This window comes from Castellaniella sp. WN (assembly GCF_054457555.1).
Genome location: NZ_JBTKZC010000002.1, coordinates 131,552 through 157,218 on the forward strand (window position 1 = coordinate 131,552; position 25,667 = coordinate 157,218).

Sequence of the window (25,667 nt, forward strand, 5' to 3'; positions counted from 1 at the left end):
CTTCTGCTCTCGTCAAAAGCCATACTTTTCCTTGCGCTGGGAGAATGCCTCCCGGCCACCTTCGAGAATCTCGGCGACACGCTCGCGGATCTCCGGCACGTCGATGGAGCCTTGAGCGCGCGCCGGCATCTCCGCATGAGAATCTGAAGCAGAAAAAATGCCGATCCACTCCGCGTCACCGAATACCGGAATGTTCGCGTTGTGTGTGGCGAACAGGAACTGGCGCTCCGTCTTGGCACTACGCAGTTGCGTGACGATCCGCTCGGCGATGAATGCGTTGTCCAGGTTATCTTCCGGTTGATCCATGATGAGCGGGTCGTCGTTCTCCAGAAGCAGCAAGTGCAGGATCGCCGTGCATTGCTGGCCGGTTGACAACTGCGCCAGCGGTTTGAATATATCTCCCTGGTGCGCGATATTCAGTTCGATCAGGATGCGATCCTGAAGATCGATCTCTTCAAGTTCGAGAACCAGGCTGCGATCCAGCCGTGCAAGGGTTTCGACGACCGAGTTCTGCATGCCCCAATCCCAGGTCAAGGTTTTGATGGCGTCTTCGCCGCCGCGAATGGCCTGAACCAGCGCGGGCACGGTCAGATCGTCGCCTGCCTGTTCGATCCAGGCGAGCTTTTTCTCGCCGAGCCCCGGCACCTGTAGCAGAAACTCCTTCAAAGCCTTGCGCTGCCCACCGATTTTCAGATTCAGCCGGAGCTTTCCGTCGAGTTTGCGATTGAGCTTCTTGACGGCTGCCCGAAGTTCGTCACTGCGCTGATCCCGAAGGCGATAGAACTCGTCCAGAAGATTTCTGCGCTGAGCTTCCAGCTCGGCCAGCAGCTTGTCCACGGTTCCCACACGGGTCTCGCTGGGCCGAATGGATTCGATCTCGCGCAACAATTCCTGATATGCCCGGCCGACGTCGCGGCCGGGTTTTCCAGCGAACGCCGGCAGGCTGGAAAAGACCTTTTCCAGGGACTCCGATTCCGCGTCGATCTGGGTCTTCAACTGCCCTTGTTGACCTTCGGCTGTCGCGGAAGCTGCGGCAAGCAGCCTCCGCAGAGCGGTGAGGTGCGTCGTGAAGTCCTTGCCAAGCGTGTCCAGTGCGGCACGCATGACGGCGAGAACGGGCGCGTGCGGGAGCCCGTCCAGCGCCTTCTCACTGAGGAATGCCATGTCCGGGAGGCTGTCCTCCAGCGCCGACAATCCTTCGCCGACTCGATCCAGCTCTTCATTGACCCGTCTTGAAAGCTGACGTTCCCGTTCGAGCAGTGGCACGAGCGCGAGCTTGTTTTCCAGGCCGAGCGATTTGAACTGTTGCACCTGTTCGGTCAGCTTGGGCAATCGTCCGACTTGGGTCTGCAATTCATCCTTCTGCCGGGTTGCGGCCAATAGTTTCTCGCGGTTCTCGGCGAGCCGCTTGCCGATGGCCGTCAACTCGCCGATCAGCGAAGTGCCACCCGGCAGGAACCGATTCAGGATCGCCGTCTGGCTTGCGGGATCGCGAGCCAATTCAAAAATCTCGTTCTGGCCGTATATCTCGATGCGGGGCAGCAGGTCGCGCGGGTGCAACGTGGAGACCCGCCCCTGCTCATCCTTGACGATGGGCGGTTCGCCGTAGCGACGGGAAACCAGATAGCGCCTGCCATGCAACGCTCGGGAGACGACCTCCAGTTCGATACGACCGCCTGCGCCGAGATTGGCTTTGACGATTTCATCGTGCTGCCGGCGAGCGGATGCCGCGCGCGGCGGCGCATCCAGCACGTAGCGCAGGCACTCGATCAAGGTCGATTTGCCGGTGCCGCGTCCGCCGATCACTGCGTTCAGGTGCGCCGACAGCTCGATGCTGATGCCATCCAGGTAGCCCCCATGAAAGCGTAGGTTTTCCAGCCGGGAATAGTGCGTGTCAGCCAGGGCGCCAAGCCGGATGCGTGACTCCGGATCCTTGAACGCAGTGGTGAAGCTCTCGAAGCTTGGCCGCGTCATCTTGATCCAGCAACTGGCGCATGGATCGGCGATGTCCTCCGGCTTGGCTACGTCCTTCGCGTTCAGCAGCGCGATGCGATGCTCGCGCTGGTAGGCGGGGTTCTTGTTGAGGACGATGTCTTTGTAGTTCGGTGGCAAGTCCTTCAGAGGCCCCGGAATCTGGCCGGCTTTCACCAACGCCTCGGTCTTCCAGATGTGCACCAGCCCGCCACCATCCTGATTGAGGCGCAACAATCCATTGCCGCCCGTCATGTGCGCCGCATACCAGAAGCCGCCCAAGTCGAAGATGGTTTGCGCCAGGTCGAGACAGGTCTTTCCCGAGGGCCATACCGTGTCCTGGACGTCCGTCAGATCAAGCCGGCCCAAGTAGCGGTTCAGCTGGTCTTTGGTGGTGCCTTCGGGAAACAGGCACACCATATGGATTTTCTCGCTGGACGCGATCTCGAAGCCGGGAAACACGACGATGCCGTGCGGCTCCAGAAAGCGGCGCAAGCCATCGACGGCATCGACGCTGCCATGGTCCGCGATGCCGACAACTTTGATGTCCTGTGCCAGGCAGTGGTCGAGCAACTGCTGGTTGTAGGTGCCTTCGTCGAGCCCGTGTTCGGTGCCGCGGTACCTGGATTGGTAGCCCGACGGATTGACTTGGAGAGCGCAGCGCCAGAAGCGGGCAACCGTGTAGCTTGGCTGCCTCAGTGTGTTGTTCATTCCTTGAGCCTCCTGGAAGGCTGCGCGGGATTCGCCACGGGCATGTCAGGTCCTTCACGCAGCAGTTTGTCCACGGCTTTGCGCACCAGCCATGCCACGCTCACATCCTCGCGCGAGGCGATCATTTGCAATGCATCGAGTTGTCGCTGCGGTAGCGTGACAGTCACTCGTTTGATTTCGGCGTCTACAGGGCGGCTCATGGGAACGAACATCAACTTGCATCAAGTTGCTTAATAATACTGCATCTTGACTCACTGCATACGGAAGCGGCATGCGGGCGGCAGCATACTCTTGTGGATGTCCGCTTCCAACCGACTCCGATTCCGTTGAAAAACCCGATTGCCCGTCGCGATTGGCCGCGCTGCAAGCCCGATGGACAGGCGGCTTTCGCCTTTTTTTCGATTGGAACCGGGCACTGATCCCCGGTTGCCTTGTTAATCGGTGGGTTTCGCCTCAAGCGGGCGCATCTGTGCCCTGAACCGGTGGCCCCTGAGAGGTGAGCTTCGCAAGACGGCGTAGGTTCTGAATGGCTGCCGCAAGCGTGAATTCATCCGCGCACCTCTGCTGAGTCCTCGCTACGGCTCGACGCCGTTACCCTTTCAGGTATGAAGCGAGGGTTCCCCAGGCAAGAACGCACTCCTTCGCCGCACAACCGCCGGATCTACGCTGCCTCGCCTTGATCACGAGGGCTTCGCGGTTTCAAGCCCGCTCGCCCTGCTTGGCAGCGTCTTCTATCCGGTTCTCGTCCATCGGCTCGCAGCTTCGCTCCACGCTTCCTCCCCACGCTCGGTCACCCTCACGCAGTTGCGCTTCGCTTCATTCACCGTGATCAACTTATGGCGGGACTTGCACCCGCGGAAGTGCGCCCACGCTGGGCGCACCACGAAAAAAAAGGGATTCGCAAAAGTGTGTGGGCGCCGGAAGGCGCTGACGACGACGCACTAGGAACATAGATCGTAAAATCGTGTTGCAATTCTGGGCTGGAACGGATAGAATTAGTCTCATAAAATCGCAAAATCGTGTTGGAGAGTCCCCATGAACGCTGCCTCCCCCATCGCCGAAACGGCACGCCTCGAAGCCGCCACCGAAACGCTGGCTGAGTACATCGGGTACTTGAACTGTGAGATCGACACCGAGCAGGAAAAGGTGGAACCGAACTCTGAGCGCATCACTGCGCTTGAGCACGAGTTGGACATTGTTCTTGGTGAGCGCCGGGCGCTGACACCAAGTAATCGCGACATCATCAATCGGGCGCTGTACGTCTATGCCCCGATGTTGAAACCCATGCACGCCTGATCTCATGACAGATCGGCAGTTCCTACTGACGGCAGCCAAACACGCCGCGATCTACAGAAAGATCGAAGCGCATCATTTCAGCGGAACAACTCCGCAGGATAGCCCGAAGGTCATCATTCTTGGTGGTCAGCCCGGCGCAGGAAAAAGCGGTTTGCTGGAAGCGAGCAAGCAGGACTTCTCCGGCGGCAATGTTGTGTCGATCAATGGGGACGAACTGCGCTACTACCATCCGCAATATAGGGAAATTCAGAAAGCGGATGAGCGACATTTCGCTGAATTGACCGACCCGCACGCAAGGCAGTGGACGAAGCAACTTTTTGATCGTGCTATTGAGACTCGGCGGAACATTCTCTTCGAGGGAACCATGCGTGAGGCGGGGCCTATCACGCAAACAATGGCCCGGTTGAAATCGTCAGGGTATCAAATCACTGCTCGGATCATTGCTGCAAGCGAACACGATAGTGTTGCAGGCATCTTTCGACGCTATGAAGAGCAGAAGGCAGCCAAGGGTTCTGGCCGCTGGTCGAATATCAAAGCCCACAACGAAGCGTATGTGGGTGTGCCTGTCACGGTTGGGCTGATAGAAGATCATTGCTTTGCTGATCGTGTAGAGGTCTACAACAGGCGCGGCGTGTTGTTGTATGCCAATACTCTTGAGCAAGGAGGCTGGTCACAAAATCCGCAAGGCGCGGCAGTTATTCAAGCTGAAAGAAACCGAACCCCGACAGCCGATGAAGTTCGGCAACGTGAGTCGGAATGGTCAACGGTTTTGACGATGATGTCTGCGCGCCGCGCAGCAGAATCAGACATTCAAATTGTTCGCAATGTGGCAGAAACATACCTTCAGTGCGAATATCAGGCCAATGGTTCCAGCTATCGCGACGAGATTCTGCGACGTGTAAGCGGGCTTTCGTCGCTCGAACGAGCAGCCGGTGCCGCCTATACCTTGTGGCAAATTGCAGACACAACGATTCGCAGCACAACTAATCCTGATCGTGTCGATTGGCACGCCGTTGACAGGGCGGTCGTGATCGAAAGCATCGGCGAACATCAGCAAACATCTGAAAGCGTAGCTGAGGTTCTTTGCAATTACAGCCCCGGTACAGTTTCATTGGCTGGCAAAGCCGCTGCACTGGATGCCATTAACCGATTCATTCTTGAACAATCGGCGCGGCCCAGCGCCGGACATACTGGCGAGGGATGCGAGCCATGAAGTTCCCCGGAGCCAAACGCCGCCCTCCATTCGTGACGCTGCCACGGCACAAGCGCAGCCATGAGGTCATTCGCCTCAAGGGCAAGATGCACCGTGATGCAGCCGAGTACGGCGGGCGGTTCACCAGCCGTCTCGTGCTGAATGAGCCGGGCCGTCCCGACCTATACAACCCTCCAAGTTGGAGTTCGTACCTGCACAACGCTCAAGTACCGGAAAAATCCTGTCCTATAAGGATGGGCAAGGTCAACTTGCGACCCGAGTGCATCCGCACCTGCCCAACCGATGCGGCTCTGACCATTGACGCTTGGGATCAGTCGTAATCAATGCCCGCGAACATTCTGAACCTCCCGCAGTACCGCGTACTGCGCGTGCAGGAATCCGACCACGACTACCACGTCACCGCCGAGCCGGTGGACGTGACCGCTGTCTGTCCGCACTGCCAGTCCGACCGCCTGAACTCGTGGGGAACCCGCGAGCAGGCGTTCAAAGACCTGCCCATGCACGGGAAGCGCGTGGGCATCTGCATCGACACCAAGCGGCTGCGCTGCCAAGCCTGCGGCAAGACCTTCTCGCAGGCACTGCCGCTGCTGGCCGAAAACCGGATGATGACCGACCGACTGGTGAAGTGGATCGGGCAGCAGGCGTTGAAGCGTACCTTTACCTCGCTGGCCGACGAAACCGGCGTGGTCGAAGGGACGATCCGCAACATCTTCCGCGACTACATCAACGAGCTTGAGCAGACCATCCGCTTCGAGACGCCGAAGTGGATGGGCATTGACGAAATCCACATCATCAACAAGCCACGCTGCGTCGTCTCGAACATCCAGAACAACACCATCGTGGACATGCTCCACAACCGGAACAAGGACACGGTGGCGAAGTACCTGTTCAAGATGCCGAACCGGGACAAGGTGCAGTATGTGGCGATGGATATGTGGACGCCCTACCGCGATGCGGTGACTGCGGTGTTGCCAGACGCCACCATTGTCATCGACAAGTTTCACGTCGTCAGGATGGCGAACGACGCGATGGAGAAGGCCCGCAAAGGGCTGCGTGCCGAACTGACGCTGAAACAGAAGCGCGGGTTGATGCACGACCGCTTCGTGCTCTTGAAGCGCGAGCGCACCTTGAACGATGAAGAGCGCCTGAACCTTGACGGCTGGACGAAGAACTATCCGGCCTTGGGAGAGGCGTACAGGCTCAAGGAAGCCTTCTACGCCATCTACGAGGACTCGGACTCACCGGAGAGCGTCTTGAGGCGCTACGAGGCTTGGAGCAAGGATGTGTCGCCCGAGATTAGGCCGTATTTCCACGACCTGATCCGGGCCTTCACCAACTGGCAGCCCTTCATCCTCAACTACTTCGAGCACCCCATCACAAACGCCTACACGGAGAGCCTGAACAGCCTGATCCGCGTCATGAACCGGCTGGGCCGTGGCTACTCGTTCGAGGCACTGCGGGCCAAGATTCTCTTCACCGAGGGCATCCATAGCCGCAAGCAGGCACGGCCCAAGTTCGAGAGAAAGCGTGCGCCGGAGCCTGCCGAGATAGGTAGAGCGTTGCCAGATGACGCGATGGGCTATGGACTGCCTGTGCTTGAAAAGGTGCGGGCAATGAAGCCTCCCAAAGAGGCTGACCAACACAAGGCACCACCGCCACCCAAGAACTACGGCGCAGACATTTCAACACTCATTCGCATGATCGAGGCGGGGGAGCTTTGATCCCGTTTCAACCAACTTTTACGAATAGCCGAAAAAAAACACTTGCATGGTGCAAGTGTTTTTTTTCACTGTATCTTTTGGCGGAGCGGACGGGGCTCGAACCCGCGACCCCCGGCGTGACAGGCCGGTATTCTAACCAACTGAACTACCGCTCCGCAGCGGTGCCAGAAAATCCTGGCGTCCCCTAGGGGATTCGAACCCCTGTACTCACCGTGAAAGGGTGATGTCCTAGGCCTCTAGACGAAGGGGACAGGACATTCGACAACGAAAGTTTGGTGGAGGTAAGCGGGATCGAACCGCTGACCTCTTGCATGCCATGCAAGCGCTCTCCCAGCTGAGCTATACCCCCAAACAAGGTCTTCGTTAACGAAGAAACGAGATTATGCACGAATTTTTTTTCGTGTGCAAGCGAGGCAAAACTTTCGTTGGCGCAACGTGAGAATGCCCTGTCCGGAGGGGGAAGGCGGACATTTATTTAGCGGCGTTGACGTCGCCAGGCGCCGGGCGCCATGCCGTGCGCGGCACGGAAGACCCGCCCCATATGGGCCGAGTCGGCGAAGCCGCAATCGGAGGCGATGGCGGCGATGGCCTTGTCGGTGTGGCGCAGCATCCAGGCCGCCTGGCGCAGGCGCACGGCGCGGGCGTAGGCCTGCGGCGTGGTGTCCAGGTGCTGTCGAAACAGCCGCTGCAACTGGCGCGAAGACAGGCCCAGGCGATCGGCCAGGTCGCCCAGACTCGGAATCTGGCCCGCGTACTGCTCGATCACCAGCGTGGCGCGGCGCAGGGCGGGCGGGCTGTCGGCCGGGACGCCGGGCGGCGGGGGCTGGATCTGCCCGCCCCGCCCGCCGGCCGCGTCGATCTGCAGGCAGCGCAGAGCGCGGCGGACGTCGGCCTCCGGCAGATGGCAGCACAGGATACGCACGGCGACATCGGTGACGGAGGCCCCGCCGACGCAGGTGATGCGGCGCCGGTCGAACACCGAGGGCCGGTCGGTGACGATCCGCTCCGGGACGATGGCGGGAAAACGGTCGGCGAAATCGCGGTACTGATCGCCACCGACGCACAACCGATGCCCGGCCAGCACGCCGGCCCGGGCCAGGGTATGGACCCCATTGCACAGCCCGACCAGATGGCGCCCGCCCCGGGCCGCCTGGCGCAGCCAGGCCGGCAGCGCCGGACCCGCATCGGCCGCGGGCGGCAACGGACCGCCGACGACAATGACATAGTCGAACCGCAGAGGGTCGCCCAGCAGGTCGGTCGGCACGACCTGGATGCCGCTGGCCGAGCGCACAGGGATCAAAGTGTCGGCGACGACCTCCCAGGCGCAGGGACCGGACGTATCGGTCTGGACGTCCAGCAGTCCCAGCAGATCGGCGAAGGCGGCGAAGGCTCCCATGGCGAACTGCGGCAGCAGGACGAATCCCATCCGGATCGGAACGTCGTTTTCATTCATATTTTAGAACCTTGATGTCGCTTGTGTTCCATAATTGGATAATACCACCTGACTGCCTGGACAGGGTTTCATCACCCCGGATCCATAAAAAAGCTTCCTGTTCCTGCTTGATGTCGTTTTCATTCAATCCAGAATTCACAAAATCACTAGAATCTGAAAGAAAACGCCCAGGCGCGGAAAAGACCGGGACAGTCCGGCCGAAACATCCGCGCGGCCAGCCAAGCAGCCCACGCGCACAGGAGGATGATCATGGCGCTGTCGGTCTTCGACATTTTCAAAATCGGCATCGGACCTTCCAGTTCCCACACAGTGGGGCCGATGCGCGCCGCGCGCAATTTCGCCCGCAACCTGGATGCCCGCGGACTGCTGTCCCGGGTGACGGACCTGAACATCCAGCTCTACGGCTCCCTGGCGGAAACCGGGGCGGGCCACCGCACCGACATGGGCATCATGCTGGGCCTGATGGGCGAGGCCCCGGACACGGTCGATCCCGCCACGATCGGCGACCTGATCGACGCCGTGGCGCGCGACCACCGGCTGACGCTCTGGCGCGGCCACACAATCGCCTTCGATCCCGGACGCGCCTTTTCCGGCAGGGTCAAACCCATGCCGGAACACCCCAACGGCATGCGCTTCATCGCCCTGGACGCCGCGGGCGGGACGCTGCTGGACGAACGCTACGTATCGATCGGCGGCGGCTTCATCCGCGCGCTGGACAGCATCGAGACGGACGAGACCGTGCCCGCACACGCGCCGATGCCCTACCCCTTCGCCACCGGGGCGGAACTCATGGATACCTGCCGGCGGCACGGCCTGACGATCGCGCAGCTGATGATGGCCAACGAATCCACTCTGCGCCCGTCCGAAGAGGTCCGCGCCGGCGTACTGCGCATCGCCCGGGTCATGGACGATGCCATCGACCGGGGCTGCGGCCTGCGCGGCCCGGTCACCGACGAGATCCTGCCCGGCGGCCTGAAGGTCCGCCGCCGCGCCCCGGCGCTGTACGCCCAGCTGAAGGCGGGCCCGAAGAAAGAGGACGACGTGATGTTCGCCATGGACTGGGTAAACCTGTACGCCATGGCCGTGAACGAGGAAAACGCCGCCAGCGGCCGGGTGGTGACGGCGCCGACCAACGGGGCCTCGGGCCTGCTGCCCGCCGTGCTGCGCTACTACCGCGCCTTCGTCCCCGGCTGGTCGGAGGACGGCGTGGTGGACTTCCTGCTGACGGCGGCTGCCATCGGCTTCCTGTACAAGGAAAACGCCTCGATCTCGGGGGCCGAGGTCGGCTGCCAGGGCGAGGTGGGCGTGGCCTGTTCGATGGCGGCGGCCGGGCTGACCGCCGTGCAGGACGGCACGGTGGCCCAGGTCGAGAACGCGGCGGAAATCGGCATGGAACACAATCTGGGCCTGACCTGCGACCCTGTGGGCGGGCTGGTGCAGATCCCCTGCATCGAGCGCAACGCGATGGGCGGTAACAAAGCCATCAATGCCTCGCGCCTGGCGCTGCACGGCGACGGCAGGCACCACGTCTCGCTGGACACGGTCATCGAGACCATGCGCCAGACCGGCGCCGACATGAAGTCGAAATACAAGGAGACATCGCGCGGGGGGCTGGCCGTGAACGTGGTGGAGTGCTGATCCACGTCGCGGCTTGCGGGCCGCTCCGATTCGTCAGGCACAGGGCAGTCCGCGGGGACCGCCCTGTGTCCGGACTCATCCCAGGGCGGCGACGGCTTCCGCGCGGGTCGCGTAGACATTCAGGATGGCGAGAAAGCCGCTGATCTCGAAGACCTCGCGCACATAGGGCTGGATATCGCACAAAGCCAGCGCCCCGTCCGACTGCTTGAGCTTTTTCGCCAACAGCAGCACGACCCGCAGGCCCGCGCTGGAAATATAGTTCAGGCGTGCCAGATCCAGCACAATCCGCTGTTCACCCTTATCCACCAGTGCCAGAAGGTCGGCCTCGAAAGCGGCGGCGTTGGCGCTATTGACCTGGCCTTCGGGCTGGACGATAAGCGCGGTTCCGGACTTGTCGATGGCAAAAGGCATGGCGGCTTGGGCGGATAGGAAAATCGATTCTCATCATACGCGAAATGGCGGCATGACAGCACTCGCCCCCGGCCGTCACGGGTACGATCGGGAGCGCCCCGCGGGCCGACCAGGCCGACGCCCGAGAGGCTGTCCAACGATCCCAGCATACGATTGGTAATCTTATTGATCCGGCCCTCAAACAGTTTTACGCAGCGTATTTGACGTGGAAGTCTTGGAAGTAGGCTTTGACACGTGCCGGCTCGCTGGCGACGACTTGCATGTGCTCTTCTGCAGCGGCGCGTAGTTTGGCCTTCGTGCGTATCGGAACCTTGCGCCCGATGACGTGTTTGAGATCGGCATTCAAGCGTTCTTCGGGATTGAGTTCGGGGCTGTAACTGGGCAGATAGAACACTTCCATCTGATCGGAGTGTGCGGCCAACCACGCCTTCACCGGCTTGCAGTGATGCACGCCCAGGTTGTCCAGGATCAGAAACACCTTGCGCCCGGCATCCTGGACCAGCGACTCGAAGAACTCGATCAACTTTTCGTGATTGAACGCGCCATCAATGATCATCCAGCGTGCCTTGCCCTGGTTGGTGACGCTGGCGATCATCGACAGCTTCTGCCGCGTCCCGCCAATGGCCATCGCCACCGGAGTCTTGCCCTTGGGCGCATAGCTGCGACCGCGCACGTCGGTGTTCACCAGCGCCGTCTCGTCACCCCAGTGGACCTCGCCGCCCTCGGCCTTGGCACGTTCGGCGATGGCCGGATACGTGTCCTCCAACCAGGTTTGCACCGCGGCGGGCGATTGCTCGTAAGCACGCTTGATCGGCTTCTGCGGGGTGAAGCCCCAGCGGGCCAGATACTTGCCCACCGAGCGCACATGCAGCGTCACACCACACTCGCGCTCGATCAGCTGCATAACCGCCGCACGGCTCCACAGCGCAAAGTCCATCTTCAGCTGCTCGGGGCGTTTGTCGCAGATGATGCGGCACACCGTCTGTTCCTGCTCGGCGGTCAGTGCGCGATCCTCGCCACGGCGACGGCCACGCCGACGGGGTGCCAGCGACAGCATCCCCCCCGCCTCATAGCGTGCGATCACCTTGCTCACCGCCGTGTGACTCAGCCCAACGTCAACGGCGATCTGAGGTTTGCTTCGTCCGCGTTTGTACGCACGAATCACCTGCCGACGCCTCTCATGCTGCTCGGCCGGACTGAGCTTTCTTGCATCATCTTTTTCCATCCGCAAAGCATCGCATCAGATCGACAGAATTTCAATCTATTTATGGGCCTGATCTATAGTGTACATTTTGGCGGGAACCTTTTGAGTACCATGGCTACTCAAATGTAAGATTCACGATTGGTGAACACCCTACCGCCATTGCTTCATTCATCATATCCATGCATACCGACCCAACCGCTTCGTTTCCTCCTCCGGGCATCCCGGGCCTGGATCGCTTCGAGGCAGCCGCCCAAAACACCGAGGTGGTGTATATCACCATCTCGAGGCAATCCATGCAGGTGCTGGGCACGGGCAGGACCCCCAGCGGTCGCGAGGCGGCCTGGGTCTCCCCGGATGTGGACACGACCCGAATGTTCGTCCTGGCCCTCTCGAACCGCTATGGCGCCGACATCGCCGACGCCGTGGCCAACCGCCTGAACCTGGACGCCAAGCCAGGCAAACCTCTGGATTCGCGTACAGTCGTGGACGCGGTGGAAATGGCGCGGACATCCGCCCAGGTTCTGTCGGGCGTCGATTTCGCCACCCGCTTGAAGTATTCGGCCACAACCAGGGGGACCGGATTCCACGCCGCCTGCCGCGAACTGAACATCGATCCGGCCAGCGTCGATGCCCGGCGCATCGACCAAGCCATGCAGAACAAGTTCGAGGACGCCGCCGCCCGGAATCAATACCCGGTGACAGCCGAAACCGCCAGGGAATGGCTGAAAGCCCTGCTTCGGCCATCCCTCTGAGACACTCGCCGGCCGCCCGCGACCCGGCATCCCATCCCGGTAACCAGGCGCCGCGCCCGGATCTCCCCGTCCAAGGCCCGCCCCAGGACCGCCACCATCCCGTCGCCGCGGTTCGGGCCGCAATACGGCTCGAGCGCCCGCAAGTTCCGTTCAGCCTCCGATCCGACATCCAGCACCCGTCTCCGAAAAACCATCAGCCGCTCACCGCTCATGGCAGTCAAATCGAACAGATGATTCACCGCCCGGGAGACCTGCTCGCTCAATGCCAAAGCCAGGGCCAGCGGCGGCGTTTCGAATGCATCCCGCACAACCTCGACCTGCTCACCCAGATCGATCAGTTCTTCCAGGATGCGGCCAGGGTCCCGGTCGCCCGCCACTGATTTCAGGTTCTCGATCAGACCGGGCGCCATCCCGTCCACCCGACTCCAGGTTTCCTGGTGCAATGCATCGCTCAAATCGCTCAACGCGTCCAGCGCGGCGTTCAGGCCCGGAGGATCCCGATCATCAGCCGGCGCCTCTCTGAGCGCCCGATTGAGCGCCGGCCTGACCGCATCCAGCCTGTCCGCATGCCGCAGCAGATCCTTCAACTCACCATTGGACAGCGTGTTCACATAGATATAGAGCTTTTCAGCTCCCAGCCAAGTCTGGCCGCGGCGCAGAAGGCGCAGCCGCGCCCCCACGGCCAGCGTATCGACCGGCGTCCAGGACAGCAGCGCGCCAATCTCCCGCACAGGCCGCTGGAACGCCCGGCGGGCGCTTTCCTCGTCGCAGGCCCGCACGACCTGATCCAGGATACGGCCGGCCTGGACGCGGCACCGGCCGGCCCGGCTGCCATTCCCATGGAGCCGGCATACCTCGTCCAGCACGGCCTCGCGGAACACACTGGTCGCCGGGGGATGATTCAGCCGCCGGGTTTTGACGAGATCGCCCAGCGGACCGCCGCGCAGAGCCTCCAGATCCCGCTCAAGCAGTTCGCCCAGGTAGCACCTCAGCGCTTCCCGGCCACCGAACGACCCGGACAGGCCGTCACCGGGCCGTCCGGCGAATCGAGCCAGGATTCCGGCGACCCGCGCCCAGGCCTTCGGATCGTCGGCTCGGGCCGTCAGACTGCCCAGCAGATCGCCGATGCAGCGGCTGCCATGGTACGCTCGCGCCCGCTCCCGGCGCGTCGGCCGCCGCGCGGGGTCGGCACCGGCGGGCCCCGCCTCGAGCGGAAGCAGCCCGAACTTCCGCAGCGGATTGATGGGCGCGGCGGGCGGCGTCGCATCGCGCGTCTTCTTGAAACGCAGATTGCCGACCGCCCCCAGGGCGCCCGGCGCGAACGCCGCCCGGTCGAACCGGGCGTCATGGACGACGACCGAAAAATTCTGGATACCACACATCGACACTTCCTCATCGGATCAGACGCGAAGCCCGAGATCGGGTGAGACATCGCCGGGCGATACACCCGAATCGAACGCCGCTACACCACCGAATGATTCTCCCTCCTGCGCCGGGCCATCCAGGCGGCGCTGCCAGTCCACGGACACCGCCACCATGGCTTCAGCGGTCGAACGCAGCCAGGCCGTGTCGGCCCGCGACAGTTCCAGGCGGCGCGACAGCACCAGATCCCCCGTCACCTCGTCCAGTCCCAGTGTGGCGCCTTCCGTATCGCAACCGAACACGTTCGCGGCCAGCATCCGCTGGAAAATTTCATGGCGCCGCTCCGGATCGGTCGGCGCCTGTCCGATCACCACATAGCAATGCAGCACATCTTCCTGCGGATCATGCTCCAGGTGCAGCGTGGGGCCCGCCTCGAACACCAGGGATAAAGTTCCGTCCTCGCTCAGCGCCAGACGATCGATACCGGATTCCTGGCCAAAGAAAGAAATCAAGCTTGCTACGTCCATGGGTATCCTCACATTGTCAAAACGAGGCGGAAACGCCCGGCTCTATCATGCTGAGTGACGCCCCGGCGGCTGGCGTTCCTTTTCCGACACGCGGGAAAACCCTGATCAAGCGGGCGGCGTCCCCTGTTTCCATCGATCCCCGCAAGCGCCCGTGCCGTGAAAATAGCCCGCAATCCACCCAGTGCGGACGATTTTTCTTGATTTTTAAATCGTATATAGTTCAAACATTTACTGAAAGTAAATTGTTGTGAAAAATGCATCATGGCACTAAAATGGCCCGGACCAGCGTAGAACCTGGACCACCACACGCGCGCTCTACCATGGCCATGCTCCCCCGAGTTCGACAGTTAGAACCGCAACTCATTGATTTATAAAGAAGCGCCTTAAAAACGCTCCATTACAGATTAACGAAGGCCTCAGTTGCTGTGAGCTTTCCAACCTGCAGGCTCTTCAGGATGGCCGCCTGTTCGGCATCGATCGTCGAGATGCCCGTGATGGATTTGCCGCCCGGCAGCACGACCCGGTGGGTCTGGATGCGACGCAGAATCGACAAGGCGCGCTCGGGCGAGACCACGTCGGCCACGGGCTGTTCGCGCAGCCGCATGCGTATGACCCGTTGCAACACCAAGGCAATAAAGCAGATCATGGCGTGTGCCCGGATGCGATCGGGGCGTCGGTGGTAGACGGGTCCGATCTCAATTTCGGACTTGAGCACCTTGAAGCCCCGCTCGATGTCGGCCAGGGATTTGTAGCGGCTAATCACATCGGCTGGCGCCAGATCGCAGACGTTGGTGATCAGTAGCAGCTTGCCATCCATGGCGCGTGCCAGGGCCAGCGCCTTTTCATTGACCTGGTAGGTGAAGAGCTCACTTTTAAGGTCTACCCGGATGATGCGTGCGAGATGCGCTTCGCAGACCGCGTGATAGAACCGGGCGCGCGCGCCACCATCGGAGAGCTTGCGGCCTTTGCCGCGTACCCCAGCATCCTGGGCGTCCAGTTTGCCGACCCACTGGGCGGCCTGGGCTTCGAGCGCTGCAATTTTCTGATCGCGCTGGGCCGTTTGTTCGGCAGCCCGGTACCGATCATGGGCAACAACCAACCGCAGCCCTTGCCACGCCTGTTCGCCCACGATCTCGGGGCTGTCGCTCTCGATAGCCGCTTGGTTGATCGGTTCGAGCAGCTCGGCAAACTCGTTGTACCGTCGGCCGGGGACCGCCAGAATGAATTCCAACGGCTGGCCATTGGGCAGGCGCATGGCTTGCAAGTCTGCGAGGTTGTCAATCGACAGCAGCCCTCGATCGGCGACGGCGATTACCCGGCGCACCGGGAAGCGATCCATGACCTTTTGCAGCGAGGCCTTCAGCGTCCCCACTTCGGCCGTATTGCCTTCAAAGATCTCGTGATAGAGCGGGATGCCTTCAGCGGTTTGCACCAGCCCCAGCATGAACTGACGGGCAATGATGCCTTCCTTGGACTTGCCAAACTGGCGAATGTCATCCGTTTGCTCAGAGAGCCCTTCGGCACGAATCGTGGTCATGTCGTAGAAGACCACCGACAATTCTTCACTTACCAAGGGTTTGACGGCTGCGACCAGCGCCTGATCGATGACGGCCTGGTGCTCCACCATCGCGTCCATGGTGCGCAGCAATTGCTGGTGCTCAACCGATGCCAGATCGGTATCGGGAAAGCTGACGGTCTGTAGCCAGCGCAGGGTCCCAAGCTTTGAATCGGCATCGCTCAGGCGATTAAAGACCATGACGCGCAGTAGCGCCTCCAGGTCGATTTTGTGGCGGGTGCGCTGGCGCAGCACCTGACGCAGGCGATCCAGGCCCAGCTGCTTCCAGATCTGAGTCAGTGCCCAAAGGTCCCCGATGGCTCGTGAAGAATCGAAGCGGGCGGTGCCATCATCAAGCGCTGGTGAAGGCTCTATGCCCAGGATGCGCGCCAGGCCTTCGTGCAGGGACTTGATGGAATCACCCATCTGGTCCAAACGGCCAAGTGTCGCCACAGTGCGCTGCTTGGGGCACCCAGCGTCGTCGCGGTAGGCCTCCACGAGCTGCACATAGCGGCGGGGGCCTGACTTGGTGACTTTGATAAACATGCCATTACTATAATCACATATACACAGTATAGTCAATGCGCAATTATGATAACGTGCCATTACAAAATTATCGTTGTAATTCTGTGAAAGCCGCGTCGTTACTGCGTTTCGATCAAAAAGCAGGGGTCAAACTGTCGAACTCAGGTGCTCCCTCTTGACCCTGATGACATCGCATCAGCCCCCGAGCATCCGGCGGCTCATTCCGATCCTGCGTGCCATCCGGACGAGCACTTGTTCCGCGATCTGGTCCAGGCGCACAGCGGCCGCCTGCAGCGCTTCATCATCCGGCATATCGGCAACACCAGCGAGGCCGAAGACCTCGCCCAGCAGGCTTTCATGGAAGCCGCGCGTGCGTACCAGACCTTTCGTGGCGACTCCCAGCTTTCCACGTGGCTATACGGCATCGCGCTCAATCTGATCCGCAACTATCTGTCCCGGGCGCCCGAACGCCGCTATGACTTCGTCGGCGAAAGCTGCCTGGAAGACATGGCCGCCGACACCGCCTCCCCCGAAGAAGCCGTCGCGCGCGCCCAGACCCTGCGTCTGTTACAGGAATCCCTGGACGAACTCCCCGAGAGTATGCGCGATGTCCTGCTGCTGGTGGGGGTCGAAGACCTGTCCTACGAGGAAGCCGCCGCCCTGCTTTCCATCCCCATCGGCACGGTCCGCAGCCGCCTGTCCCGGGCACGGACGGCGCTGCGGGACAGGCTCGAACAAAAAGGGTTGACGCGCTGATCCGGCCAAGACGCCGGTCATCACCCCCGCTCACGGCTGCTTCGGCTGCTGCTTTTTCAGCCCGGATATTGACGCAAAGCAGCATACGGAACCACCATGCCATCAATGCGCCCACCCCGGAAAAAGACCGCAAAGGCTTGAATGTCCTGGAATCAGATCATTCAGAAGCAACAACCACAGGCGCAGGCGCAGGCGCAGGCGAAAAATAGGTATTTCTCGTCGAATTCGTCATCCTTGTTCTGGACGAATAATCCTCCGCCCAACTCCTGGAAGCAGCTCTTATGTGGCCATCGATTAGTAAAGTGATGGATTTCGAAATATTATGACGGCCAACATTTTCAAAAATAGCACCGCATTCCTTATGAAAAATTTCTAATCTTTGGGGAAATGGGAGGACTTCCTCATCTTTCGCCTTATCTTTCGAAGGGAGGACTGCCTCAGCTTCCGGAAGAGTTTCTTTTTTGCCATCCAGGAAATTTAACCAGGGAGTGAGCTTCAAACTCACGAGATCATCCATTTTATTGATTCTATTGAGCATCACATCATGCAGGGATATAGGCACCATCCCGTCTAGCCCTCTCCTGCAAGAGAGGGCCTGCAAAGCCTGCTCGACACCGTTCACAGGCTGCTTAAGAAGAAATTCGTGTATTCTATCTTGCATCATTACCACTACATTTATATCCGTCTTTTCCAGAACAGGAGGTAAATAAGACATCAGCGCACTCTCTGCTCGCCGGATTTGTTCGCGCACCATCAGAATCTCTTGCTTAGTCAGACCATCCTCTATCTTTTTATTGAACTCAATATTCCCGATCAACTTGAACCATGAATTAAAAATTCCAAAAATCAAACCTCTCCTAGTCGATCCATCAGAATCGCCTAATTTATCTAATTCATCTAATTGAGTACTCAACCCTTCCAACTCAGAAATATCATTTCCTGCTATTACTTTAATAAGATTGGCACCCACCTTCTCTCTTATTTCCAACCACGACTTTCCTATTTCGTCAGATACCCTCTGTGCCAATACATCATCCATCGCCAGCAACAGCAACAGCAAGCGTTCCTGTTGATCATCCGTCAAGTCTACTAAATTACCAACCTGGAACTGCAAATTCTCGCCAACCGGGAACCCCCGCGAATGCCACCTTGATTCTGAATCACTAAGCTGGACCTGCAACGATGCCCGAAACTCCTGGTTCCCTGCATCCAATGCAGCGGATAAAATGTGCGCAAGTTTCTCTTCATTCGACTCGTCCATGACTCGGACGGCTACACGCAACTTGACTAAAATATTAAAAGCCACATCAAACTGGCCCTTCCCCAACGCGTCCTTCAGCCTAGAATTCACTGATAGATTAAATCGAGTGAACAGATCACGTAATGCCTCGGTCCTGGACAATCCATAGATATTTTCTACATCACGATTTTCTTTGATCAGCGCCTTCAAAGCTCCGAAATACGTTCTTTCATCTATTGCCTTTCTCAATAAATTGTCGCCCTCAAGCCCCTCTTCCACGCGCGCGACCAGCGCCTCTCGCAAAGAAATCAAGACGGTATTCACCTCAAAATCCGGCTCTTGATCTATGGCCGATCTCAAGTCTATCAATTGAACAGAATTCAGCTTGCTTAGATCCAATAACTGTTGACGCAACTCTTGAGAAAGTTTTTTGTAATCACGCATCTCCTCTTCTGATAATAAAGGAAGAATTGAATGTAAATTAGAATCCAGACGGAATAGATTCTTCGCAATTTTAATCCGATCGATTGTTCCCTCAGAAGGGGACTTGAGATTTTCCCGCGCGGCCTTCAAACCAGCAATCATTTCAGAAGGCAGCCCTTGCTCCTTACGCTCGGAACTCATTTTCTCGAAGGGTTCCATGAGCAGATTGAAGCGGAATCCCCCGACCAATTTCGCTAATCTATCTTCAAGAGCTTCTGCCGTAATTACTTCACGCCGAGACGATACACCATCAGTTCTATTTTTAGATCCCGAGGGCGAGGGGCGCCTTGCACGCCGACGAACAACAAACGAGTTCGGATCTTCAGATGGCTGAACTTTAGGTAGCTTATTATTATATTTACGAAGTAATTCGAGTGATTTTCTCAGATTTTCATGACTAATTTCTTTAATAAAATCACCATCTCTCAATAATTTATTAACGGCCTCGCAGGCCCATACTGTTGCATCTCCCAGATCATCTTTTGATATCCAATCGCCCGCATATCTTCTTCCTACCACGAACAGGCGCGCCATCGTTTCGTAAACATCTCTTTCTTCTATGGCATTCCGTAAGCCTGTGATTTGTTTGCGAACATCGTTTTTCTCCACATCGGACTTTTTCTTTAAATTAACCACCAAGTTTTTATATGCAACATCAGGATTATTTCCATTTCTCACCTCTCCATTACTTAGCTTCTTGATGATTTTGATACTCTCTTCTATTTTTTCTCCCATCTCCACCATTTTTGTGTTCAAAGCAGCGAGTTCCGTACCATTTACACCATCCTGCACATTTACTGCTTTTAAGCGTTCATCCAGATGATCCAATAATTGGCATACTCTCTTTGCCAACTGAATCCCGCCTTCGCCTCCCCTCGTCAACAGCGCTTCTTGTTTTCCTTTTATACTGCATATGTGGTCACAAAGCCCAGCCAAATCACTTGCAATCTCAGGGGCACGCATCGCAACAAGAGGTTTTCCCTCTGTGCCATTTTTCGGATCCCCAACCAATTTTTTTATCTCAATATCGTACAGCACATTTAATCTTGCTTCTATGGCCCCCTGCATGCAAACCAAGGCTTTCCCTACATTAATCGACTCACATAGATCCAGAAAACCATTATGGTCTAAAGAAAAAAAATCACCCTTAAAGCCATCAAAATCACTAGAAAGATGTAAACCATACAACGCGGTTATCACACGACCATCATCTATGAAATCAGAATCAAACAATACTTTCATCTTGTCGATGCTGTCCTGCGTTATTGCAATACCCATATCCCGCAAACATTTTGCCATCCATAATTCCTTCACAGTCGCATCTCTTATACGACTGAGACCAGTCTTAACTTCTTCATTAATTTCCTTACCGTCTGCACATTCAAAATGCATTCTATTTATAAGTTTTTCATAATGCGATAGCTCATCAACGGACAGATCATCCACCCGTCGATTAAACCATCCATTGATTTTCTCCTTGGGCCAGATCATATTATGCCGCCCCCCAGCAGCCTTCCTATCGACCAGCATTCTAGATAAAGAAACAAGCGCTTGATTCGGCTTGGAAGGAGACATATCGCCACACGAAGCATAGCTATAGAGATAGGAAGCTAATCTTTTTTCGCACTGCGATTCTATAGTCTGAGCAATCTCTTCCAGCACCAGCTTGATTTCCCCCTCCCCTCTTCTGCCGCAAAGCAGCACAATATCATCACTCATCTTCTGCTGTTCTGCTTTCAGTGCAGTACATGCAGTTACATAAACCACCAGCAGTTCATCGTTAGTCAGCTTTCCCAGATAAAATTCCAGAGATTCCTGAGCGCCACGCCGCCGGGACATCTCCGTCTTTTCCGTATCCGAGGAGGGACGTTTTGGCGCACATTCGACCACATCAGCCAACGACCGGGCAATCCGCTTTCGGTCTTCTGGGTTATCAATCGAACCCGTCAAGCTTCCTAGTAGATTAGCAATTTGGCGGGAATTCTTGCGAACCTCCCTCACCTCTTTCGGCGACGCCCGCCGTCCGGCGCCCTTCGCCACGATGCCGGATATATCATCGGACACGCGTTGAACGAACCACTGCAACGGATTGAGATCAGGGACGCGCTTGGTGGCGCCAGCCATTTCCGGTTTGGGTAAGTAGCCAAACTTCCCCAGAGCGCCACGAGAAAACGCGTTTGTGGGGATACCAACCTGAGAATTATTGACGGCAACCTCACGTTTGCAAGTCCAAAAGTTAGGGAATGGCATAATTTTGACTCCTCCAGCAATACAACACATGCGGGCGTGAATGAATACGCCCCGCCCTTATCCTGAATAGGGAAATCCCCGCACGTACCCCTCCGCAAAAACAGCGCTGGTCAGTGTTTTCAGCGCCTGCCGCGCAGCGCGGTCCGGCTCGCCTTTCTCCGGCTCCCGCACTTCGGCCCAGGCCTTATCCAGCATGCCGCCCTTATCCATCCAGGCGTGCAAATCGGCGTCGCTCAGGGTCGCCACGCTGGCGCGGAATGCGCGTTCCCTGTCCCCGGATCCGTCCGCCGGACCCACCAAGGATGAAAGCGCGTCCTTCACGGCGGGACGACTGACCGGCTCCGCGGACAAGCACTCCCGAACGGCCAGCAACCGCGCCTGGAACGCCCGCTTCATGGCTTCGATGTCGATCCGCGCCAATATCCGGCCCAGCAAGCGGTCCGCTTTTTCTCGCAGATCGGCCGACATGCATTCCTTCATCACGCCGCGCAAGCCTGCGAGGCCGCCCGGCGTGTCGCGAATGGACCGCAGGCAATGCAGTTGCTCATTGCTCAAGCAACTCAGGCGCGACTTCAGCGATGCCTCGCCTCCGGTCAGACCGGATAGATCGCCGCCCGACCGTTCAACGAGCTGAACCAGGTTCCTGGCGGTCCCCAGATGGCCTGTACGATCCGTCCGCGCCAGGTTGTTCAGCACATTTCCGATGCGGCTGCTGTTGCCCCGTGCCGAATGCACCAGCGACCGCTGCGCCCTCGGCATCCGCGACGGCGCCGGGCCGGCGTTGACCGCCGCCATCCGGTGCGGGAAACAGCCGATCTCGTTGTTCCGCGCGCCGAGGCCCGCCCGGGGAACGCCGCCCGCCGTCGCCAAAAAATGCGAAGTGCCGCCCTTTCCCAGGACGCCGGCCGCGGGCTTTGCCCGCCCGGCCTCCTGCGGGACTTCAATGCCGGAACCGGGACTGCATGGACCGGTTTTCGAAGCGCCGGCCATGAAAATATTGACCATGATGTGAACTCTACCTCTACTCTATTTCGTGACTTTGTCGGCCCGGCGCCTCAGGGGTATCCCGCGGGACATGAGCGTTCTTGTTCATACCGGGCCGGCCGCGCATCGTCGCGCCGCGGTCGACTCCTTGATACGGTGTCTTCCACGCGGTTGGCCAGCAGATCGAGGATGCTCCGATCCTCCCGGCTCCGGACGCTCCGGCCCTGCGCCCGGCTCAGCGCCCGGCTCAAACGATCCAGCACGGACTGGGCGGACCCGATATCCAGCAGCCACTTGACGTCATCCAGCGTGCCTGGACGCAGCACCGCCCACCAGGCCCTCAGTTCGTCGTCGTACAAAGTCCGCATGTACGCGCCGAGCAGGGCGTCCCCCGCGCAGTCCCCCAGGATGGTCAGCCCCTGGAAGAGATGGACGAGCCGCCCCTTCAGCAGGGTCAGGCCATCGACGGAGGCTCTCCCGGCCAGTATGAAGCCGATCTGCGCCAGCAATTCCGGGACCGCCCGCCGGGCGGTCTCGTGATCCAGAGCGGCGGCGATCTGCTCCAGAACCTGGGCGGCCTCGCCGTGCCGGTCGGCACCCACCTGTTCAAGCACCCGCCGGCGGCATTCGTGATGACCCAGCACGCCGCCGCACAAGGCCTCCAGATCTTTCGAAAGCAGCTCGCCCATGTAAACGCCCAGGGACTCCCGGCCACCGTCCAGGCGGCACAAATCTCCTCCGGACAGCCGGCTCAGATCGAGCAGCGCCTTGGCGATCCGCGCCTGGGCCTTCGGGTCGCCGGGGCTGGCCGTCAGGCTGCCCAGCAGATCGGCGACGAGCAGACTGTTTTCATAGGCCTGATCCAGCGCGTCCCGCGGTGCCGGCCGCCCGCCGCCGGGCGTGACGCTGGACGCCACCCAGGACAGGAACCGGACGAACTGTCGCGGCGCGCGGATACGGAGCACCCCCTGCGTGGCCCCGGGCTGGTTCCTGAAGCGCAGATTGCCGACCCGCCCCAGGGCGCGAGGCGCGAACTGCTTGCGTCGGAAGGTCGAGACTTCGGCGGCGTCGAAACGCTGTCGTTGAATGCTGGGCACCATGCGGGCTCCTCTGACGTCGTGCATGTGAACCGGGATCCATCATCGACACCCTCGCGCTATCCGATCGCGTCGTGGATCACCATCACATCCCATGCCGTTGAGTAACACCTGACCGTCCGGCGTTCCCCCCGTCCGCCTCAGTCCCGCCCCGACCGGACCTCCACATGCACGACCGGCCCCCGCGCCTCCGCGTCCGCTCCATCCGCGGCCCCGCCATGCGTCTTCGAGCCCACATAGGACGCCCCGACCCGCACGGGGCCGGAAACCGGCGCCTCGCGCACGTTCTCGAAGCGTACCCGCGTCCGCTGCCCCTGGATCAGGTCGAGATATTCGCCCGCGCTCATGGGCTTGCCGCCGTCCGGCCAAGTGGCGCTCAGGGCCGGGCCGGTGCCGCCGGCCGGCGGCCGGCGAGGCGAGGCCACGGGATCGCCCTGAATCGTCACGACGCGCGGGCGCAGCAGGAACAGCCGCTCGCGGCGCTGCACGGTCTTGCTCTTGCGGGAGAACAGCATGCCCAGAATGGGGATGTCGCCCAGGCCGGGGACCTTGTCGACCTGCTGGCTGTCCTGGCTGCTGTTGTAGCCGCCCACCAGCAGGGTCTGCCCGTCGTCCACGACGGCCAGTGTGCTGATGCTGCTCTTGCGCACCGTCGGCAGCGCGCCGATCTTGCGCTCGTCCTGGATGCGGCCATCCTCGATATCGACCGTGAGCTCGACCCGGCGCCGGTCCGCGCCCCCCTCGATGTAGCGCGGCGTCACGCGCAGCGAAGTGCCCACCGTGACCGGCGTGACGGTGGCCACGCGCTCGCCCGTGGTCTGGATGTAGAACGTGTCCGACAGGTCGATCAGAGCGCCCATGTTGTCGGCCGTCAGAATGGAGGGCTGCGACAGGATGTTGGCCGCCCCCTTGGTTTCCAGCGCGCGCAGGCGGGCGGCCAGCACATTGCTGATGGACAGCCCCAGGGCGCCCGGAGACAGGTCGGAGGCGCTGTCCAGCGGCAGCCCGTTGCTGGGACGCAGGCCGAGGTCGCCGTAGCCGAAGGCGGCGTTCCCGGCGCGCGCGCCCCAGGACACGCCCAGTTCGCTGACGTTGTCGGAATTCACGTCGACGATCATCGCCTCGATTTCGATCAGGGTGCTCGGCACGTCGAGCTGCTCGATGAGCTGCCGGTAGATGGGGATGCGGTCGGGAATGTCCTGCACGATGATGGCGTTCAGGCGGGGATCCGCCTGCACCGTCGGCTCGCGGAATCTCAGCCCCTGCCCCTGGCCGGCACGCCGCTTGGGTTCCGGCGCCGCCGATCCATCCGCGCCCGCCGCCCCCGGGGCCGGCGCGCCGCCCGCGTCCCCGGCCGGGCTGGCGAACGCCGGCGGATTCTCGCGCAACGGCGCCGCCACCGCCGCCAGCGTCTCGTTGTTGGCGCCCGAGCCCGATCCCAGGATCAGATTGCGCAATACCGTCGCCAGGCCGGGGGTGACGATGCTCTGCGTCCGGTAGCTGACGACGCGATCATTGACCGAGGCGTGCTTGAGACGGAACACCGCCACCTGCTGCCCGCCCGCTCCCAGGGGCAGCGCGTCCACCATCTTGCGCACCAGGTTGACGTAGGCGGGCGGCCCCGAGACCAGGGCGATCCCCTGGTCGGCCAGTTCCCCCCAGCCGAAGCGCGGATCGAGCACGCCCAGTTCCCGCAAGGCGTCGCGCAGCGCCGTGATCGAACTGCCCATGGCGCTCACCGGGCGCGTGACCATGGCGCTGGCGGGGCTGACGAACAAGGTGCCCGAATACACGAACCAGTTCAGGCCGTACACCCCGCCCAGCTTGTCCATGAACTCGGTCGGCGTCGTGGTGTTGAACTTGCCGTTGACCGTTCCCTTCACGCCGGGCGCCATTTCCAGGGCCAGGCTGAAACCGCCCGCGAACTGCCGCAGGACGTTTTCCAGACTTTCGTTCCGGGCGTAATAGCTGTAGGAGGCCATGGGCCAATTGGGCGCGGCCAGCGCGGGCGCGCCCGTCAGGCACAAGGTCAGCGCGCAGACCGGCAGCCAGCGTCCGGGCGAGCCGGTCCGGCGGACATCCGCGCGCGGCGCCCTCATCACGTCCCGGCGCCCGTTCATGCGGCCCACCGCGCCGCGATCGTCCAGAACGACAGGGCATTGGCGAACCGGCCCACGGCCTCGTCCAGCCGCTGCGCATCCGCGTCGGGCCGCACCATCTGCTGCAGCCACAAGGCCTCTTCGTCCGGATCGATCACGCAGGCCGAGGGCTGACGGCTCAGCATGCCGGCGGCCCTCCGACCGATCTCCGTCAGAAAACGCTCGCGCGCCATACCGACCGGCGGCAGCGGGCACAGGCGCGCGCTGATCACCAGCCAGCCATTGCGAGCCCCCAGCAGATGCACACGATATTTGTCGTCGATCCACGCCGTGAGGCGGCCGTCGGCGCGCACCGCGTCCGGGATGCCATGGCGGGCCGCATAATCCGCAACCAGGGGATGGGGTGAGACGGTCATCGT

Annotated in this window: 19 protein-coding genes and 3 tRNA genes; 6 read left to right on the forward strand and 16 right to left on the reverse strand. The window is 60.2% G+C overall.

Features of this window, described 5'->3' with window-relative positions:
* Positions 1 to 12 precede the first annotated feature (12 nt).
* On the reverse strand, positions 13 to 2,682 hold the full coding sequence (locus ACTPOE_RS14455; RefSeq protein WP_458872946.1) for a TrlF family AAA-like ATPase: 2,670 nt from the start codon (positions 2,680 to 2,682) through the stop codon (positions 13 to 15).
* Positions 2,679 to 2,882 (reverse strand): ribbon-helix-helix domain-containing protein, encoded by a 204-nt coding sequence (locus tag ACTPOE_RS14460; RefSeq protein ID WP_458872947.1) that lies wholly within the window; start codon positions 2,880 to 2,882, stop codon positions 2,679 to 2,681. Before ACTPOE_RS14460 ends, ACTPOE_RS14455 begins: the two co-directional genes overlap by 4 nt.
* A gap of 835 nt (positions 2,883 to 3,717) precedes the next feature.
* Here ACTPOE_RS14460 and ACTPOE_RS14465 point away from each other — a divergent pair.
* The 3 genes from ACTPOE_RS14465 (at position 3,718) to ACTPOE_RS14475 (ending at position 6,912) form a co-directional block, all read left to right on the forward strand.
* A complete protein-coding gene (locus ACTPOE_RS14465; RefSeq protein ID WP_458872948.1) occupies positions 3,718 to 3,978 on the forward strand; it encodes a hypothetical protein in 261 nt (86 codons plus the stop codon).
* A 4-nt stretch (positions 3,979 to 3,982) separates the two neighbouring features.
* A complete protein-coding gene (locus ACTPOE_RS14470) occupies positions 3,983 to 5,191 on the forward strand; it encodes a zeta toxin family protein (RefSeq protein ID WP_458872949.1) in 1,209 nt (402 codons plus the stop codon).
* A gap of 323 nt (positions 5,192 to 5,514) precedes the next feature.
* The gene (locus ACTPOE_RS14475; RefSeq protein WP_458872950.1) at positions 5,515 to 6,912 is read left to right on the forward strand and encodes an ISL3 family transposase; all 1,398 of its coding nucleotides are present in this window, start codon (positions 5,515 to 5,517) and stop codon (positions 6,910 to 6,912) included.
* Positions 6,913 to 6,990: 78 nt separating this feature from the next.
* On the opposite strand, the gene ACTPOE_RS14480 is transcribed toward ACTPOE_RS14475, so the two are convergent.
* From ACTPOE_RS14480 to ACTPOE_RS14495, 4 genes are all read right to left on the reverse strand, one after another.
* A tRNA-Asp gene (locus ACTPOE_RS14480) sits at positions 6,991 to 7,067 on the reverse strand.
* A gap of 20 nt (positions 7,068 to 7,087) precedes the next feature.
* Positions 7,088 to 7,163 (reverse strand) — tRNA-Glu (locus ACTPOE_RS14485).
* A 22-nt stretch (positions 7,164 to 7,185) separates the two neighbouring features.
* A tRNA-Ala gene (locus tag ACTPOE_RS14490) sits at positions 7,186 to 7,261 on the reverse strand.
* Between the two features lie 126 nt (positions 7,262 to 7,387).
* The gene (locus ACTPOE_RS14495; protein ID WP_458872951.1) at positions 7,388 to 8,365 is read right to left on the reverse strand and encodes a GlxA family transcriptional regulator; all 978 of its coding nucleotides are present in this window, start codon (positions 8,363 to 8,365) and stop codon (positions 7,388 to 7,390) included.
* 249 nt (positions 8,366 to 8,614) lie between these two features.
* On the opposite strand from ACTPOE_RS14495, the gene ACTPOE_RS14500 reads away from it, so the two are divergent.
* Positions 8,615 to 10,003 (forward strand): L-serine ammonia-lyase, encoded by a 1,389-nt coding sequence (locus tag ACTPOE_RS14500; protein ID WP_458872952.1) that lies wholly within the window; start codon positions 8,615 to 8,617, stop codon positions 10,001 to 10,003.
* Positions 10,004 to 10,078: 75 nt separating this feature from the next.
* Here ACTPOE_RS14500 and ACTPOE_RS14505 read toward each other — a convergent pair whose 3' ends face one another.
* On the reverse strand, positions 10,079 to 10,414 hold the full coding sequence (locus tag ACTPOE_RS14505) for an STAS domain-containing protein (protein WP_458872953.1): 336 nt from the start codon (positions 10,412 to 10,414) through the stop codon (positions 10,079 to 10,081).
* A gap of 187 nt (positions 10,415 to 10,601) precedes the next feature.
* Positions 10,602 to 11,639 carry an IS630 family transposase gene (locus ACTPOE_RS14510; protein WP_458870376.1) on the reverse strand — a complete coding sequence of 346 codons (1,038 nt, stop codon included), beginning with the start codon at positions 11,637 to 11,639 and terminating at the stop codon, positions 10,602 to 10,604.
* Positions 11,640 to 11,797: 158 nt separating this feature from the next.
* Between ACTPOE_RS14510 and ACTPOE_RS14515 the strand changes: the two genes are divergently transcribed.
* Entirely contained in the window at positions 11,798 to 12,370 is a 573-nt protein-coding gene (locus ACTPOE_RS14515; protein ID WP_458872954.1) for a BspR family type III secretion system anti-sigma factor, read from the forward strand.
* Here the strand turns inward: ACTPOE_RS14515 and ACTPOE_RS14520 are convergent.
* The 3 genes from ACTPOE_RS14520 to ACTPOE_RS14530 all read right to left on the reverse strand — a co-directional run bounded on the left by ACTPOE_RS14520 (position 12,304) and on the right by ACTPOE_RS14530 (position 16,360).
* Entirely contained in the window at positions 12,304 to 13,752 is a 1,449-nt protein-coding gene (locus tag ACTPOE_RS14520; RefSeq protein ID WP_458872955.1) for a hypothetical protein, read from the reverse strand. The two genes, ACTPOE_RS14515 and ACTPOE_RS14520, sit on opposite strands and share 67 nt — an antisense overlap.
* Before the next feature lie 18 nt (positions 13,753 to 13,770).
* Positions 13,771 to 14,259: a type III secretion system chaperone gene (locus ACTPOE_RS14525; RefSeq protein WP_458872956.1), complete on the reverse strand. Its 489-nt coding sequence runs from the start codon at positions 14,257 to 14,259 to the stop codon at positions 13,771 to 13,773.
* 397 nt (positions 14,260 to 14,656) lie between these two features.
* Positions 14,657 to 16,360: an IS1634 family transposase gene (locus tag ACTPOE_RS14530; RefSeq protein WP_458870344.1), complete on the reverse strand. Its 1,704-nt coding sequence runs from the start codon at positions 16,358 to 16,360 to the stop codon at positions 14,657 to 14,659.
* A 231-nt stretch (positions 16,361 to 16,591) separates the two neighbouring features.
* Here ACTPOE_RS14530 and ACTPOE_RS14535 point away from each other — a divergent pair, with 231 nt between their 5' ends.
* Positions 16,592 to 17,095: an RNA polymerase sigma factor gene (locus ACTPOE_RS14535; protein WP_458872957.1), complete on the forward strand. Its 504-nt coding sequence runs from the start codon at positions 16,592 to 16,594 to the stop codon at positions 17,093 to 17,095.
* Positions 17,096 to 17,252: 157 nt separating this feature from the next.
* Here the strand turns inward: ACTPOE_RS14535 and ACTPOE_RS14540 are convergent, their stop codons facing one another.
* The 5 genes from ACTPOE_RS14540 to ACTPOE_RS14560 all read right to left on the reverse strand — a co-directional run bounded on the left by ACTPOE_RS14540 (position 17,253) and on the right by ACTPOE_RS14560 (position 25,664).
* Positions 17,253 to 21,068, reverse strand: coding sequence for a hypothetical protein (locus tag ACTPOE_RS14540; RefSeq protein ID WP_458872958.1), 3,816 nt, complete (start codon positions 21,066 to 21,068; stop codon positions 17,253 to 17,255).
* Between the two features lie 57 nt (positions 21,069 to 21,125).
* Entirely contained in the window at positions 21,126 to 22,073 is a 948-nt protein-coding gene (locus ACTPOE_RS14545) for a hypothetical protein (protein WP_458872959.1), read from the reverse strand.
* A gap of 50 nt (positions 22,074 to 22,123) precedes the next feature.
* A complete protein-coding gene (locus tag ACTPOE_RS14550; RefSeq protein WP_458872960.1) occupies positions 22,124 to 23,176 on the reverse strand; it encodes a hypothetical protein in 1,053 nt (350 codons plus the stop codon).
* Between the two features lie 113 nt (positions 23,177 to 23,289).
* Entirely contained in the window at positions 23,290 to 25,269 is a 1,980-nt protein-coding gene (gene sctC / locus ACTPOE_RS14555) for a type III secretion system outer membrane ring subunit SctC (RefSeq protein ID WP_458872961.1), read from the reverse strand.
* A complete protein-coding gene (locus ACTPOE_RS14560) occupies positions 25,266 to 25,664 on the reverse strand; it encodes a CesT family type III secretion system chaperone (protein WP_458872962.1) in 399 nt (132 codons plus the stop codon). The genes sctC and ACTPOE_RS14560 overlap by 4 nt, the downstream gene beginning before the upstream one ends.
* Positions 25,665 to 25,667: the final 3 nt, after the last annotated feature.

Bases quoted from the DNA above. Each gene is read 5' to 3' on its own strand.
- ACTPOE_RS14455 (WP_458872946.1), bottom strand. From the start codon at position 2,682: ATGAACAACACACTGAGGCAGCCAAGCTACACGGTTGCCCGCTTCTGG.
- ACTPOE_RS14460 (WP_458872947.1), bottom strand. From the start codon at position 2,882: ATGAGCCGCCCTGTAGACGCCGAAATCAAACGAGTGACTGTCACGCTA.
- ACTPOE_RS14465 (WP_458872948.1), top strand. From the start codon at position 3,718: ATGAACGCTGCCTCCCCCATCGCCGAAACGGCACGCCTCGAAGCCGCC.
- ACTPOE_RS14470 (WP_458872949.1), top strand. From the start codon at position 3,983: ATGACAGATCGGCAGTTCCTACTGACGGCAGCCAAACACGCCGCGATC.
- ACTPOE_RS14475 (WP_458872950.1), top strand. From the start codon at position 5,515: ATGCCCGCGAACATTCTGAACCTCCCGCAGTACCGCGTACTGCGCGTG.
- ACTPOE_RS14495 (WP_458872951.1), bottom strand. From the start codon at position 8,365: ATGAATGAAAACGACGTTCCGATCCGGATGGGATTCGTCCTGCTGCCG.
- ACTPOE_RS14500 (WP_458872952.1), top strand. From the start codon at position 8,615: ATGGCGCTGTCGGTCTTCGACATTTTCAAAATCGGCATCGGACCTTCC.
- ACTPOE_RS14505 (WP_458872953.1), bottom strand. From the start codon at position 10,414: ATGCCTTTTGCCATCGACAAGTCCGGAACCGCGCTTATCGTCCAGCCC.
- ACTPOE_RS14510 (WP_458870376.1), bottom strand. From the start codon at position 11,639: ATGGAAAAAGATGATGCAAGAAAGCTCAGTCCGGCCGAGCAGCATGAG.
- ACTPOE_RS14515 (WP_458872954.1), top strand. From the start codon at position 11,798: ATGCATACCGACCCAACCGCTTCGTTTCCTCCTCCGGGCATCCCGGGC.
- ACTPOE_RS14520 (WP_458872955.1), bottom strand. From the start codon at position 13,752: ATGTGTGGTATCCAGAATTTTTCGGTCGTCGTCCATGACGCCCGGTTC.
- ACTPOE_RS14525 (WP_458872956.1), bottom strand. From the start codon at position 14,259: ATGGACGTAGCAAGCTTGATTTCTTTCTTTGGCCAGGAATCCGGTATC.
- ACTPOE_RS14530 (WP_458870344.1), bottom strand. From the start codon at position 16,360: ATGTTTATCAAAGTCACCAAGTCAGGCCCCCGCCGCTATGTGCAGCTC.
- ACTPOE_RS14540 (WP_458872958.1), bottom strand. From the start codon at position 21,068: ATGCCATTCCCTAACTTTTGGACTTGCAAACGTGAGGTTGCCGTCAAT.
- ACTPOE_RS14545 (WP_458872959.1), bottom strand. From the start codon at position 22,073: ATGGTCAATATTTTCATGGCCGGCGCTTCGAAAACCGGTCCATGCAGT.
- ACTPOE_RS14550 (WP_458872960.1), bottom strand. From the start codon at position 23,176: ATGCACGACGTCAGAGGAGCCCGCATGGTGCCCAGCATTCAACGACAG.
- sctC (WP_458872961.1), bottom strand. From the start codon at position 25,269: ATGAACGGGCGCCGGGACGTGATGAGGGCGCCGCGCGCGGATGTCCGC.
- ACTPOE_RS14560 (WP_458872962.1), bottom strand. From the start codon at position 25,664: ATGACCGTCTCACCCCATCCCCTGGTTGCGGATTATGCGGCCCGCCAT.